The sequence below is a fragment of the Geminicoccus sp. genome, from assembly GCF_035556675.1.
Classification (GTDB): domain Bacteria; phylum Pseudomonadota; class Alphaproteobacteria; order Geminicoccales; family Geminicoccaceae; genus Geminicoccus.
This window is the reverse complement of sequence record NZ_DATMFZ010000247.1, coordinates 17220-31525: the sequence shown is the minus strand read 5'-3', so window position 1 is coordinate 31525 and position 14306 is coordinate 17220. Positions and strand designations below refer to the sequence as shown.

The window sequence follows — 14306 nt, the reverse complement described above, 5'->3', positions numbered from 1 at the left end:
CCCATGCGGTCGATCAGGCGCACCAGCTCGTCCCGGCCGGGCGGGGTCTTCAGATACTCGATGACCACCGGCTCCTCGCCGCTGTTGCGGATCAGGCCCAGGGTGTTGCGGGACGTGCCGCAGGCCGGGTTGTGGTAGATGGTGACGGTCATGGGGTCCTCGGCTCGGGCGGGCAGCAGGGCAGCAGCTCGTCGAGCAGCGGCCCGCACAGTTCGGGACTTCCGGCGCAGCAGTCCCTGACGAGGTAGAGGGTCAGCGCCCGCAGCCCGTCCAGCCCGGCACGGTAGATGACCGACCGCCCCTGGCGCTCCGACCTGGCCAGCCCCGCCCGGGCGAGGATCGCCAGATGCGCCGACATCGTGTTCTGCGGCACGCCCATCCAACGCGCGATCTCGCCGGCGGGCAGCCCCTCCGGCTCGTGCCTCACCAGCAGGCGGAAGGTTTCCAGCCTGGTGGCTTGCGCAAGCGCCGCCAGCGCTTCGATGGCATCAAATGGTTCCATATATCTAGATTTATCGATGTATTCTCCGGCGGTCAATCGGCCCGTACCGGCGATGCAGCCGGCTGAGCGGGCCCGTCCGCCGCTCAGCCCTGGGCCAGCAGGAACGCGCCGGCGCCGGCAGCGATCGCCACGGCGCTGGCGCCGGTCACCAGCAGCCCCAGCCGCGGCGAGCCGAGCGCGCCCGCCATGACGCACTTGACGGCCGTGTTCACCGCGACGGCGATCGCGATCGACCCCGCGGCCACGGCCAGCGTGATGCCGCTGCCGCCCATCCGCGCCATCGACAGGGTCAGGGCGTCCACGTCGGCCAGGCCGGACACGGCGGCCAGGACATAGAGGCCGGTCGCGCCGAACCGGTCGCCCACGAGCTTGGCCAGCAGCATGATGACCGCGATGATTGCCGCCAGCTTCAGGGCAACCCTGAGTTCCAGCGGATTGGTCAGCGTCAGCTCCGGCCCCTCCCCCTGCCGGCCGGTGCGGCGCAGCAGCAAAAAGCCGCTGCTGGCCAGGAACACCAGGATCGCGGCACCGAGCGGCCAGGCCAGCGGCAGCACCAGCGCCGGGTTCAGCGCGAAGGCGACCACCAGCACCCGGCCGGCCATCACCGCGCTCGCCAGCAGGATGCCGCCGGCCAGCACGCTCGCTCCCTCTGCCTGCCCCTTGGCCATCCGCGCCAGGGTCAGCGTCACCGCCGTGGACGAGGCGAGCGCCCCGGCCACGGCCACCAGCACGATCCCGGCGCGCGCGCCGATGACCCGCACCGCCATGTAGCCGACGAAGGACAAGGCGGCGATGATGATGGCCAGCAGCCAGATCTCGGCGGGATTGAGCGCGTTCCAGGGATCGACCGTGCGGTCGGGAAGGAGCGGCAGGAGCAGGAAGCTCATCGCCAGCAGCACCAGGCCGGCGCGGATCTCCGGCCAGGTCAGCCGCCGAAGCCAGGCATGGAGCGGCTGCTTGAACGCCAGCAAGGCGACCACCGCCACGGCCGCCGCCACCGCGACCTGGATCTCGCCCAGCACCGCATAGGCGCCGAGCGCGAATGTGAGGATCCCCGCCACCACGCCGGTGGCACTGAAATCGCGGTCGGCCTGCGCCTCCAGCCAGTGGAACGCGGCAAAGGCCAGGGTGAAGGCCAGGAGGCCCGCGGCCAGGACCAGGGCGCCTGCCAGCGGCACCAGCGCTGCACAGATGCCACCCAGCAGGCCGCTCAGCGCGAAGGTGCGAAAGCCCGCCGCGCGCCGGCCCTCCCCTTCGCCGCGCGCCCGCCAGCCGCGCTCGAGCCCGACGAGCAGGCCGATCGCGAGCGCCACCGCCAGCCGATGGAGAAGTTCGTCCGAGAACATGGCCCGCCCCCGTGTCCGGCGGGACGAATCGGTCGTGCGGCTCGTCCCCCGGCCAGGGCAAGCATGGCTGCCGCAAGCTGGCTAGCCGTTCCTGCCCACACTCATCGCGGTTCGGAACTCCTCGTCATCATCCACGAACACCGGCCCGGTCTCGCACCCGCCGCCGGCAAGTAACCGCCGACCGCACATGGACGAACGTCATCACGACGGTGACCTGAACGTTCGCATCCTTCACCTGGGACAGCATGGCCGGCACGTCACAACCTGATGATTTCTTCGTGCATGTCGCAACTGCTCCTGGCGCGGCCCACGGCCCGCTCGTAGAAGCCGCGCATACTTCATCCATACGACAGGTGTCCCATGTCCCGGCCCGGCTGCATCGTCATGCCCATTCATTTCATCGCGGATACTCATCATGGCACAGAAATGGCGCCGGACCGGACCCTGGCGTGAGAGCGTCCTGACCCAGGCCTTGCAGGACGAGCGCGACGGCAAGTTCCAGGCTCTGGTGGGCCAGCGGATCCTGGTCGGGTTCACCTTCAAGGACCGTGACGGCAACGTGCAGGATCACGCCCAGCACACGGGCTGGATCGTGGCGGCCTCGCCCGACGGGATCGAGATCGAGGACGACGAGACCGGCGATGTGTTCAGCATCCCGGCCGACCTGGACAACCTCACCGTGCCCGCCCCCGGGCGGTACCGGCTGAAGAAGTCCGGGCGCATCGTGATCGACCCGGATCTCTATTCGACCTTCGACATCTATCCCGCCCCGGAAGGCTGCGTGGCCGACGAGGACGAGATCGAGACGCAGACCTGAAGCTCGACCGGTCTGGCGGCGCCCCCCGAGGCGCCGCCAGCACCCTCCCGCTCCAGTCGACCGGCGGCACGCTGATTTCCGGCCATGCCGACGCCCGGCCATGCTATCATCGCCGGCCAGATCGTCAGCCAGGCCCGCGGGCCCATGCAGCAGCGACGATTCGCTTTTTGCAAGAACGAACCCGAGAACCCCATTTTTTCTAGATATATCAATTATTTGACGCGCAGCAGAACGTCACGGCGAGTGCGTCTTCGCCCTCCTCACACCAGGGAGAACCCTCGCCAGAACGGGTCGCGGTCGTCGACGATGATGGTGTTGTAGCCGGTGGTGCGTGCCCAGCCGGCGATCGAGGGGATGATCGCCGGGATGCCGGCCAGCTCGGCCGCCGCCTCCACCCTGCCCTCGAACAAAGAGCCGATGATGCTCTCGTGGACGAACGCATCGCCGACCTTCAACCGCCCCCTGGCAACCAGCTGCGCCATGCGCGCCGAGGTGCCGGTGCCGCACGGGCTGCGGTCGATCGCCTTGTCGCCATAGAACACGGCGTTGCGGGCATGGGCGCCCGCTTTGGTGGGCCGTCCGGTCCACTGGATGTGGCTCACCCCCCGGATGGTCGGGTCGAGCGGATGGACCGGCTCGACCAGGGCCTGCAGGCGGCGGCGCAGCTCCGGCGAGAGGCGCTGGATCTGTCCGGCCGAGAGGTCGGCCATGTCCCGGAAGTTCGGCTGCGGCTCGACGATCGCGTAGAAATTGCCGCCATAGGCGATGTCGACCACCAGCTCGCCCAGCTCCGGGCAGTCCACCCGCACCTCGCTCATGGCGAGATAGGAGGGCACGTTGGTGAGCCGGACCTTCTCGACGAACCGCCCGTCCCGCTCGTACTCCGCCACCACCCGCCCGGCCGGCACGTCCAGCAGCAGCCGGCCCTCGGCCCTGGGCACGACATGACCCTGCTCGATCGCCATGGTGACCGTGCCGATCGTGCCGTGGCCGCACATCGGCAGGCAGCCCGAGGTCTCGATGAACAGGATGCCGACATCGCCGTCGGGCGTGGTCGGCGGGTAGAGGATCGAGCCGGACATGACGTCGTGGCCGCGCGGCTCGAACATCAGCGAGGTGCGCACCCAGTCCCAGTGCCGGAGGAAGTCCTGGCGCTTCTCGGACATGGTCGCACCCTTCAGGTCCGGCCCGCCACCGGCTACCAGCCGCACCGGGTTGCCGCAGGTATGGCCGTCCACGCAGAAGAAGGTGCGGTTCAAGAATCCACTCCCAAGTCGGTGTGGCACACGGCACCGCGGGCCGCGGCAGTCGTTGCTGCTTGAAGCGGAAAATGAAGGAGGGCGCCATGGGCCTCATCGACTTCGTCAAGGCAGCGGGCCGTTCGCTCGGCATCGGCACCGCCGACGCGGCACCGACCGCCGACGAGCTGAAGAAGGAGGCGGAGAGTCATGGGCTGGACGTCTCCGGCTTGGACGTCGCGGTGGACGGCGACAAGGTGACGGTGAAGGGCGGGGCCAAGTCCCAGGAGGAGAAGGAGAAGATCATCCTCGCCATGGGCAATGTCGCGGGCGTGGCCAAGGTCGAGGACCAGATCGCCCCCGCCGCGGCGGCACCGGCGGACAGTGCCAGCTTCTACACGGTGAAGAAGGGCGACACGCTCTCGGCCATCGCCAAGGCCCAGTACGGCGATGCGAGCAAGTACCCGGTGATCTTCGAGGCCAACAAGCCGATGCTGAAGCACCCGGACAAGATCTATCCGGGCCAGGTGCTGCGCATCCCGAAGCAGGCCTGAACGAGCAAGGGGCCGGTCGCCCGGCCCCTCTTTTCGTGCCTCAGACCCAGCCGCCGTCCGCGACATAGGTCTGGTTGGTCATCGCCGAGCTGTCGTCGGCGGCCAGGAACAAAGCGAGCCTGGCCATCTCGACCGGCTGGAGCTGCCGCTTCAGGCACTGGCGCTTCATCAGCTCCTCGATGCCTTCCGGGGTCAGCCACAGCGACTTCTGCCGCTCGGTCATGATCCAGCCAGGCGCGATGCAGTTGACCCGGATGTCATAGGGGCCGAAGTCGCGGGCCAGCGCCCGGGTCAGGCCCGCCACCGCCGACTTGGCCGTGGTGTAGCCCGGCATGCCGCCCTGGCCGATCATCCAGCTGGTCGAGCCGAAATTGATGATCGAGCCGCCGCCGGCCTCCTTCATCATCGGGAACACCGCCTGGGCGGCGAAGAACTGGTGGCGGAGGTTCACCGCGAACCGCTCGTCCCAGTATTCCGGCGTCACCGTGTCGAAGGCGTGCCGGTCGTCGCGCGCGGCGTTGTTGACCAGGGCCGTGATCGGCCCGTGCGCCTCCGCGGCACTGGCGATCGCCGCCTTGAGCTGGTCGATGTCCCGCACGTCCGCCTGGCGGAACAGGACCTCCCCGTGGCCCGCTTCGGCCAGCCGGGCGACCAACGCGTTGCTGGGCTCCAGGGCGAGGTCGCAGAACGCCACCTTCGCACCCTGCTGGGCGAAGGCCTCGGTGATGGCGGCCCCGATCCCGGAACCGCCGCCCGTGATGAAGACCGACTTGCCCTTCAGGCTCGGATAGATCGCCCAGCCGCTCACCGTTCTGCCTCCCAGATGTCCGCAAGTATCCTGCGGCTCATGTGACCGATGCTTCCTCGTCCGTGACCAGCGGCGGCTTGGCCCGGATCATCGACCAGATCAGCCAGATCCAGGCCGCGATCACGATCACGCCCAGGACCGCGGAGATCGGCCGCTCGAAGAACGCCAGCACGTTGCCGTCGGCCTTCATCATGGAGGTCATGAAGTTGTTCTCGACCAGCCCGCCCAGCACCAGGCCCAGGATGGTGGGCGCGATCGGGAAGCCGTTCTCCTCCATGAGATAGGCGATGATGCCCATGACCAGCATGATGCCGACGCCGAACAGCGTGTTGTTCATGGCGAAGCTGCCGACGATGCAGGCCATCAGGATCAGCGGCATCAGCATCTCGCGCGGCACCTTCAGCACGTGGCGGAACAGCTTGATCGCCACCCACCCCAGCGGGAGCATCACGATGTTCGCGATCATGAACACGATGAAGATCGCGTAGAGCATCTCCGGCTGGTCGAGCATCAGGGTCGGGCCGGGATTGAGGCCCTTCATGTAGAGCACCCCGATCACGATCGCGGTGATCGAATCGCCGGGAATGCCGAACACCAGTGCCGGGACCCAGGCGCCGCTCAGCGAGGAGTTGTTGGCCGTGCCGGCGTCAACCACGCCTTCGATATGGCCGGTACCGAACTTCTCCGGCTCCTTGGAGAACTTCTTGGAGATCGCGTAGGTCACCCAGGCGGCGATGTCCGAGCCCGCCCCCGGCAGGAAGCCGATCACCACGCCGATGACCGCACTGCGGAACGTGTTCCACTTATATTTCAGGAACAGCGCCCACTGGCCGCGGAACACCGAGCCCAGCTGCTTGGTCTGCAGGGTCTCGACCTTGCGCGTGCCCAGCACCCAGCGCAGCAGCTCGGAGATGGCGAACATGCCGATCATGACCGGGATGAAGTCGATGCCGCCCAGCAGCTCGACCGAACCCATGGTGAAGCGCGGCTGGCCTGCCGTGGGGTCGATGCCGACTGTCGCGATGAACAGGCCGAGCAGGACCGAGACCATCCCCTTGATCGGGTGGCCGGTGCTGATGAAGATGGCGCAGGTCAGGCCGAAGATCGCGATCCAGAAGAACTCGAAGGACGAGAACTTCAGCGAGATCTCGGCCAGCGCCGGGGCGGCGAACGCCAGGACCAGGCTGCCGAAGATGCCGCCGATCGCGGAGAACACCAGGCAGCAGCCGAGCACCAATTCCGCCTGGCCCTTCTGGGTCAGCTTGTAGCTGTCCGCGACATAGGCGGCCGAGGAGGGAGTGCCGGGGATGCGGATCAGGGCACCCGGGATGTCGCCGGCGAAGATAGCCATGGCGGTCGCGGTCACGATCGCGGCTACCGCCGGCACGGGCGGCATGAAGAAGGTAACGGGGATCAGGAGTGCCGTGGCCATGGTGGCGGTCAGCCCGGGCATGGCGCCCACGAACATCCCGAACAGACCCGCCAGGGTCATCACGGCGAGGTTATAGGGATCGATGACGATCCATAATGCCTGAAGGATCGGGTCCATGGCCTACCACATCCACCTGGACAACGGCCCCAGCGGCAGGGGGACCAGGAGCAGTTTCCGGAACAGCCAGTCGATCACCAGCGAGCCGATGATGCCGACCGCGAGAGCCTGCGGGATCTTGCCGCCCCAGTAGCGGGCCGACAGCACGGTCAGGACGATGGTGGAGGAGATCAGGAAGCCCAGCACATCCCAGACCAGCATCATGAACACGACGCTGCCGAGGGTCAGAAACGCATCGAAGATCCTGCCGGGCGCGCGCGCCCCGGGATCGAGCTCGAACGCAGGTGCCCGCGCCCGGATGCCGGTGAAGATGAGGGCCAGGCCACAGATCGTGAACCCGGTAGCGATCAGCGACGGGACAAATGCCGGGCCATAGTCCTGGCCCGGCATGTCAGCAAATCCCGCCGCCTGCTGAAAGATCAGCCCCGCTCCGATCAGGAGGACGAGGCCGAACACCCAGTCGGCAACGCGCATGTAGAAAGCAATCCTTTACTCGGCCTTGGCGAGGCCGATGTCCTTCATGATGCCGCCGAACATCTCGTCACGCTCGGCCATGAACGTCTTGAACTCTTCCGGCGGCAGATAGACCGTGCCGAAGCCCCGGCCGCTCATGAAATCCTGGTAGGCGGCGGAGTCGTAGATCTTCTTCATGGCCGGAACCAGCTTGTCGACCGCCTCCTGGTCCATGTCCAGGGGACCGGCGAAGCCGCGCCACGAGCCGACGCTGAAGTCGATGCCTTCCGCTTCCTTGACGGTCGGAACGTCCGGGAAGGTCGGATTGCGCTCGTCCGCCATGACCGCCAGGCTCTTCACCCGGCCGGCGTCGATCAGCGCCTTGGCCTCGGGGATCGAGCAGGGTGCGAAGTCGACGCCGCCCGAGAGCATGTCCTGCAGGCCGGCCGCGGCACCCTGGCTCGGGATCCACTGGACCTTGTCGGCCGGGATGCCCGCCGCCTTCAGCAGGCCGCCCAGGCCCACGTGCCAGATGCCGCCCTGGCCGGTGCCGCTCGCCTTGAACGTGCCGGGCTCGGAGTTCTTGATGTCCTCCAGCAGCTCGCCGACCGTGTTCCACTTGGCATCGGCCGGGACGTTGAGCGCCGGCGGGTCGTCGTTCATCAGGGCCAGCGGCGTGTAGCTCGCGCCGTTCAGCTCGGTCAGGCCCTGCCAGTGCATGATGCCGATCTCGGACGTGATGATCCCGATCGTGTAGCCGTCCGGCTGCGCCGTCGCGATGGCGCTGTGCCCGACCACGCCGCTGCCGCCCGTGCGGTTGACCACGTTGACCGGAACGCCCAGTTCCTTCTCGAGCTCGGAAGCCACGATACGGGCCGTCGCATCAGTGCCGCCGCCGGCACCCCACGGCACGATCATCGTGATCGGCCGCTCGGGATAGGCGGCCTCGGCCGCGCCCAACGTTCCAAGCGTCAGCATGGTGGTGGCCAGAACGGCCAACGCGCCACGACGGATCATCATCGTCCCCCTTTGTTGGAGCCCAGCCCTTCGGCAGGGCCCTATTTGCGCAGCGGACGCTAGACGAGGGTGCCCGGCCTGTCACCGCTTTAACCCGATTAAAGCTACTCTTCAGGTGACAGCTGCCGCGGGGTACCGAGCAGGCCCTGCGGCCGGAAGACCAGGAGCGCCACCAGCACGGCCATAACGTAGACATCTCTCCACGCGGCACTGCCATAGCCGGCGGCCGCGGTTTCGACTACCGCGATGATGAAGCCGCCGACGAAGGCCCCGGGCACCGAGCCCAGCCCGCCGAGCAGGGCGGCGGTGAGGGCCTTGAAGGTGATGGCGCCGCCCATGAGGTGATCGGCGATCCCATATTCCGCGACGAGCGCCAGACCGCCGATGCCCCCCAGGGCACCGCCCAGGAGAAAGGTGCGGCCGACCACCCGGTCGACATCCACGCCGACCAGGCGGGCCGCGGCGAGGTCCTGGCTCACCGCACGCAGGCAGCGGCCATATTCGGTCCGGCCGATCAGCCACGCCAGCCACAGGGCGATCAGGCAGGTCCCGCCCGCCACCCAGAGATGGCCGGACGTCACCGAGACGTCGAAGCCATACCCCTCGATCAGCACGATCCGGGCATCCGCCACCACCGACATCTGCCGCGGCCGGTTGCCGACGGCCAGCCGCACCGCCTCGTTGGCGGCGATCATCAGGCCGATGGAGGCGATGAGCGCGCCTGTGCCGTTCCGGTCGCGGATCGGGCGGAACACCAGGCGGTCGGCGAGCCGGCCCCCCTGCCCCGCGACCAGCGCCACGACCGGCAGGGCCAGCGTCACCACCACTCCGGCAGGCAGGCCCAGCCGGAGCTGCAGGCCGACATGGACGATCAGGAACAGCCAGCCGCCCAGCGCCACCAGCGGGCCGAAGCCGAACATGATGGTGCGGGCCGCCGCGGCGATCAGGGTGAAGGCCACCGCCACCAGCGCATAGACGCAAGCGAGCGTCAGCGCGTTCAGCACCTGCTGGAGAAGATAGAGGAGCCGGACGGCCGGCGTGGCCGGCACCTTTTCCAGCACCACCCGGGCCTCGCGCCGCTTGAGGCGCAGCATCTTGAGCGCCTGCTGCACATCGTAGCGGCTGAGGCGGCCGAACCGGGAGGTTTCCACCTGGGTGAACTGCCAGGCACCGCCGCTGGCCGACCTCGGCAGGAACCAGCAACGGATCCAGCCCGGCCCGGGCGAGCCGCCGGCCCAGGCGATCCGCACCCCGAACGGGCGGGTCTCACCCTCGTCGTCCGTGGCGACCGTGATCGAGGCCGGGCTCGCGACGAAGACCGGGAGCAGCTGCTGGCAGGCGGCAATGGCGTCAGTACGGTCGGCCGCCGCCACGGGTATCGGCAGCAGGAGGCAGGCGAGCAGGACCAGGCACAGCCTGGCGCTCCCTGCCCGCCTCATCGGGGCTCAGCCGTAGGGGCCGGCCGGCCGGCCGGGCAGGCCGGCGCCGCCGCGCACCCGGGCAAGATCGGCGCGCGCCGCGGCGGCGAGAAGCGGCACGTCGCCGGCACCCGCCACCAGGGCATAGCCCTCCGCGAACAGCTGCTCGGGCGTGCGGGCGGCACTCGGCACGGTCCCGTAGGGCTTGCCCACCTTCTTCAGGTTGCCTTCGGCCAGCTCGACCAGGGCCCGGACCTCCGGGTCGGCCAGCTGCTCGAGCTTGCCGATCGTGCCGGCCATGTCGTTGACCCCGATCAGCACCATGTCGACCCCGTCGACCCGGGCAATGCTCTCGGCGCGCTCGGCAGCCCCGGCGCTCTCGATCTGGGCGATCAGGAACAGGTTCTCATGCCACTTGGCGCGGTAGTCCGTGTCGCGCCCGTAGCCGGAGCAGCGCAGGGCCGGGGCGGCATAGCCGCGGCGGCCATAAGGCGGATAGAGGCAGGCAGCCACCGCGGCCTTCGCCTCCTCCTCGTTCTCCACCATCGGGATCATCACCGAGGTAGCACCGGCATCCAGGATCCGCTTGAGATAGACCTGATCGTTCCACGGCACCCGCACGATCGGGTCCGCGCCGCCCACGATGCAGGCGCGCATCAGCTCGATCGCGGTCTCGATCGAGGCGGCACCATGCTCCTGGTCGATCACCAGGAAGTCGTAGCCGGCCGTGGCCAGAAGCTCGGTGTTGGCGGTCGAACCGGTCGACACCCAGGCACCATAGAGCTGCTCGCCCGCGGCGAGCCTCCGCTTGATCCGGTTGCCACCCTGCATGCTCGTCTCCTCCCTGGACGCGGGCCGGGATAGCGCCCGGGCGAGAGCGATGGCAAGCGCGGCGCCAATCCCCGCGAGACCAGGGCAACGGCGGCAGCGGCCGCCGGACAGCCGGGATTCAGGCCACACTTCGGTCGCAGCTCGGAGGAAACGACCGGCCTGCGGCGTCCCGCCGCTTGAGCGGGGGGTGGGTCCGCATACCATCGTTCGAGAGACCTGCCCGTCGAGCGACCTGTGCCCGCCCAGGCCAGCTTGCCTTTGCTTCGCTGCGCCGTAACTTTCAGGTTGGATCAGAAGTCCACACCACAAGCTATGGCGTATGTCACTTTATCGGGTGATTCCCTTCTTGGCGGGTCCGGCTTGGCTGGGCTACCCTTCCTGATCCCAAAAGGAAGGCAGCAGCCAGGTGTGGGTTGACTGCATCTATACGCAGCATTCCGACCATGCTGCTTGCGCGATGCGCGAATTCGTTTAGATTTCTCAACCATCGGATGTACTCAGGAGTCGTACAGCTGGAAGACAGGACGGACTGACTGCCGTTCGAGGTTCGTGCGTTGAACGTAGCCCCCTTCCGAAGGATGCGGAGACCGTGAGCACTACCGTCGACTTTGCCGCCATCATCGCCGAAGACCGCAAAGCGAGGGCGCAGGAAGAATGGCAGGGAACGTTTCTCGACTACCTGGAAAAGGTGAAGGCCGATCCCAGCCTTGCGCATCATGCGCATCGGCGATTCCACGACATGATCATGGCCAAGGGCGTGCACCATCTGGACGCCGAGGCCGATCCCAGGGTCAAGCGTCTGTTCGGCGACCAGCCCGTCAACGTGTACGGCTTCTTCGAGGACGAGTTCTTCGGGATGGAGCGCACGCTCGACAAGATCGTGCGCTATTTCCATTCCGCGGCGATGGGCGGCGAGGAAAGCCGCCAGGTACTCTATTTCCTGGGCCCGGTGGGCTCCGGCAAGAGCTCGCTCGTGGCGCGCCTGCAGCGCGGGCTGGAGGAACTGCCGCCGATCTACGTGATCGATGGCTGCCCGACCTTCGAGGACCCGCTGCACCTGATCCCGCGCCACCTCCGCTCCGCCTTCGAGGACATGCTGGGGGTGCGGATCGAGGGTGACCTCTGCCCGGTCTGCCGCTGGAAGCTGAAGGAGACCTGGGAAGGCAAGTACGAGGACGTGCCGATCCGGACGGTGCGCTTCTCCAAGCGCGCCCGGCGTGGCATCGGCGTGGTGCCGCCGGTCGACCCGAACAACCAGGACACCTCGGTGCTGATCGGCTCGGAGGACATCTCCAAGCTCGACCGCTATTCCGAGGGCGACCCGCGCGTGCTCGAGCTGAACGGCGCCTTCAACGTCGGCAACCGCGGCATGGTGGAGTTCATCGAGGTCTTCAAGAACGACCCCGAATATCTCCACACCATGATCACCGCCACCCAGGAGAAGTTCGTACCCGCGCCTGGCCGGCACGGCACCATCCATGTCGACACGGTGATCGTGGCCCATTCCAACGAGGCGGAATGGCAGCGCTTCAAGGCCGACCACACCAACGAGGCGATCCTCGACCGCATGGTGGTGGTCAAGGTGCCCTACAACCTGCGGCTCTCCGAAGAGACCAAGATCTACGAGAAATTCCTGAACAAATCGCAGTTCAACGCCAAGATCGCGCCGCACACGCTCGAGATCACCTCGATGTTCGCGATCCTCTCCAGGCTCGAGCCGACCTCGAAATGCGATCCGCTCACCAAGCTCAAGATCTATAACGGCGAGGAGGTCCTGGAGAAGGGCCGGCCGAAGAAGGTGACCTCGCACGAGCTGATGGATGACGCCAAGCGCGAGGGCATGTTCGGCATCTCGACGCGCTTCATCATGAAGGCGATCGACACCGCGCTCACCAAGAACGACGGCGTGATCCACCCGATCAACGTGCGCGAGGCGCTGATCGGCATGGTCAAGGAGACCGAGCTCCCGGACAACACCAAGAAGCAGTATCTCGAATACCTGCAGGACACGCTGCACAAGGCCTATCTCGACCTGCTCGAGAAGGACATCACCAAGGCGTTCGTCTACAGCTTCAAGGACCAGGCCGAGACCCTGTTCCAGAACTATCTCGACCATGCCGAGGCCTACGTCACCAAGACCAAGGTCAAGGACAAGCAGACCCGCGACGAGATGCAGCCGGACGAGAGCTTCCTGAAGTCGATCGAGGAGCAGATCGCGGTGATCGGGCCGGCCGCCGACGGGTTCCGCCAGGAGGTGATCGCCTATCTCTGGTCGGCCACCCGGCGCGGCGAGAAGGTCGCCTACACCTCATACGAGCCCTTGAAGGAAGCGATCGAGAAAAAGCTGATGAACTCGGTCCGCGAGATCAGCCGGATCGTGACCAAGGCCCGGACCCGGGACGAGGAGCAGCGGCAGAAATATGACAGCATGGTCACGAATCTCATCGCGCAGGGCTATAGCGAGGAGAGCATCGACACCATCTTGAAGTATGCTGCCAACCATCTCTGGAAGGATTGAAGGGGCGCGTTTTCCGGTAATCCAGACGCAGGGGAGCTTCCTTGACGACTGTCTTCCGTCCCTATGAGGAAAGCGATGCGCTGCGATCCGACCGCAGCGCCGGCGATCGGCAGCGCCATCGCGAGAAGCTGCGCCGCTCGCTGCGCGAGAACATCGCCGACATCATCGCCGAGGAGAGCATCATCGGCCGGGATGGCGACAAGATCGTCAAGGTGCCGATCCGCGGCATCAAGGAGTACCGGTTCGTCTATGGCGACAACGAGGGCGGGGTGGGCACCGGCAACGGCGACACCAAGCCCGGCCAGATCGTGGGCCAGGCGGGCGACGGCGAGCCCCAGCCCGGCCAGGGCCGCGCTGGGTCGGATCCCGGCGTCGACTATTACGAGACCGAGATCAGCATCGACGAGCTGATCGAGATCATGTTCGAGGACCTCGAGCTGCCCGACCTGGAGCGCAAGGTCCTGCGCGAGGTCATGTCGGATTCGACCTTCAAGCGGCGCGGCTACCGCAAGCGCGGCCCGCGCGTGCATCTGGACCGCAAGCGCACCGCCAAGGCCCGCATCCGGCGGATGATCGCCGCGGAGACCGACACGGCCGAGCTGCGCAGCAACCTCCAGAAGGAGCCGGAAAGCCCCGAGGAGCGCTTCCCCTACCGACGCGAGGACCTGACCTACAAGCGCGTGATCACCGATGTCCGCGAGGAAAGCAACGCGGTGGTGATCTGCATCATGGACACGTCCGGCTCGATGGACCGGATGAAGAAGTACCTGGCACGCTCGTTCTTCTTCCTGCTCTACCAGTTCGTGCTGACCCGCTACCAGAACGTGGAGCTGGTGTTCATCGGCCACCACACCGAGGCCAAGGAGGTCAGCGAGGAGGACTTCTTCCACAAGGGCGAGAGCGGCGGCACGATGATCAGCTCCGGCTACAAGAAGGCGCTGGAGATCATCGAGGAGCGCTTCCACCCGGAGCTGTGGAACATCTACGCCTTCCACTGCTCGGACGGCGACAATTTCGACAGCGACAACGAGGCGACCATCGCCGCGGCCAGGCAGCTCTGCGAGATCTGCAACCTGTTCGGCTATGGCGAGATCAAGCCGCTGGGCTCGCACTATTACGAGAGTTCGATGCTGGAACGGTTCCGCGCCGTGGACGCCAAGAACTTCCACAGCGTGCTGATCGAGCGCCGGGAGGACGTCTACCCCTCCTTCCGCCAGGTCCTGTCCAAGGAACGGGCGGACGCCGGCTGAGGGAC

General features: G+C 67.0%; 13 protein-coding genes and 1 pseudogene. 4 read left to right on the top strand and 10 right to left on the bottom strand.

Features of this window, described 5'->3' with window-relative positions; all coding sequences use genetic code 11:
• From VNS22_RS17520 to VNS22_RS17510, 3 genes and pseudogenes are all read right to left on the bottom strand, one after another.
• Nucleotides 1-152, bottom strand: a pseudogene (locus VNS22_RS17520) (arsenate reductase (glutaredoxin)); the annotation flags it as partial.
• On the bottom strand, nt 149-502 hold the full coding sequence (locus VNS22_RS17515; protein ID WP_325734668.1) for a metalloregulator ArsR/SmtB family transcription factor: 354 nt from the start codon (nt 500-502) through the stop codon (nt 149-151). The gene VNS22_RS17515 and the pseudogene VNS22_RS17520, both read right to left, overlap by 4 nt.
• 83 nt (nt 503-585) lie before the next feature.
• Nucleotides 586-1848 (bottom strand): MgtC/SapB family protein, encoded by a 1263-nt coding sequence (locus VNS22_RS17510; RefSeq protein WP_325734666.1) that lies wholly within the window; start codon nt 1846-1848, stop codon nt 586-588.
• 415 nt (nt 1849-2263) lie between these two features.
• Between VNS22_RS17510 and VNS22_RS17505 the strand changes: the two genes are divergently transcribed.
• Nucleotides 2264-2665, top strand: coding sequence for a hypothetical protein (locus VNS22_RS17505; protein WP_325734664.1), 402 nt, complete (start codon nt 2264-2266; stop codon nt 2663-2665).
• A 260-nt stretch (nt 2666-2925) separates the two neighbouring features.
• Here VNS22_RS17505 and VNS22_RS17500 read toward each other — a convergent pair whose 3' ends face one another.
• Nucleotides 2926-3924 carry a 4-hydroxyproline epimerase gene (locus tag VNS22_RS17500; protein ID WP_325734662.1) on the bottom strand — a complete coding sequence of 333 codons (999 nt, stop codon included), beginning with the start codon at nt 3922-3924 and terminating at the stop codon, nt 2926-2928.
• 86 nt (nt 3925-4010) lie between these two features.
• Here VNS22_RS17500 and lysM point away from each other — a divergent pair, with 86 nt between their 5' ends.
• Nucleotides 4011-4457 (top strand): peptidoglycan-binding protein LysM, encoded by a 447-nt coding sequence (lysM, locus tag VNS22_RS17495; RefSeq protein ID WP_325734660.1) that lies wholly within the window; start codon nt 4011-4013, stop codon nt 4455-4457.
• A 40-nt stretch (nt 4458-4497) separates the two neighbouring features.
• On the opposite strand, the gene VNS22_RS17490 is transcribed toward lysM, so the two are convergent.
• The 6 genes from VNS22_RS17490 to VNS22_RS17465 form a co-directional block, all read right to left on the bottom strand.
• On the bottom strand, nt 4498-5265 hold the full coding sequence (locus VNS22_RS17490; protein WP_325734658.1) for an SDR family oxidoreductase: 768 nt from the start codon (nt 5263-5265) through the stop codon (nt 4498-4500).
• Nucleotides 5266-5302: 37 nt separating this feature from the next.
• Nucleotides 5303-6814 carry a tripartite tricarboxylate transporter permease gene (locus VNS22_RS17485; protein ID WP_325734656.1) on the bottom strand — a complete coding sequence of 504 codons (1512 nt, stop codon included), beginning with the start codon at nt 6812-6814 and terminating at the stop codon, nt 5303-5305.
• Nucleotides 6815-6817: 3 nt separating this feature from the next.
• Complete coding sequence (locus VNS22_RS17480; protein WP_325734654.1) at nt 6818-7288, bottom strand: tripartite tricarboxylate transporter TctB family protein; 471 nt, start codon at nt 7286-7288, stop codon at nt 6818-6820.
• A gap of 15 nt (nt 7289-7303) precedes the next feature.
• The gene (locus VNS22_RS17475) at nt 7304-8284 is read right to left on the bottom strand and encodes a Bug family tripartite tricarboxylate transporter substrate binding protein (RefSeq protein WP_414653375.1); all 981 of its coding nucleotides are present in this window, start codon (nt 8282-8284) and stop codon (nt 7304-7306) included.
• Between the two features lie 104 nt (nt 8285-8388).
• On the bottom strand, nt 8389-9723 hold the full coding sequence (locus tag VNS22_RS17470) for a branched-chain amino acid ABC transporter permease (protein ID WP_325734650.1): 1335 nt from the start codon (nt 9721-9723) through the stop codon (nt 8389-8391).
• A gap of 6 nt (nt 9724-9729) precedes the next feature.
• Nucleotides 9730-10533: an HpcH/HpaI aldolase family protein gene (locus VNS22_RS17465; protein WP_325734649.1), complete on the bottom strand. Its 804-nt coding sequence runs from the start codon at nt 10531-10533 to the stop codon at nt 9730-9732.
• Nucleotides 10534-11122: 589 nt separating this feature from the next.
• Between VNS22_RS17465 and VNS22_RS17460 the strand changes: the two genes are divergently transcribed.
• Nucleotides 11123-13051, top strand: a complete 1929-nt coding sequence (locus tag VNS22_RS17460; protein WP_325734648.1) for a serine protein kinase — start codon at nt 11123-11125, stop codon at nt 13049-13051.
• A gap of 41 nt (nt 13052-13092) precedes the next feature.
• Complete coding sequence (locus tag VNS22_RS17455) at nt 13093-14301, top strand: DUF444 family protein (RefSeq protein WP_325734646.1); 1209 nt, start codon at nt 13093-13095, stop codon at nt 14299-14301.
• Nucleotides 14302-14306: the final 5 nt, after the last annotated feature.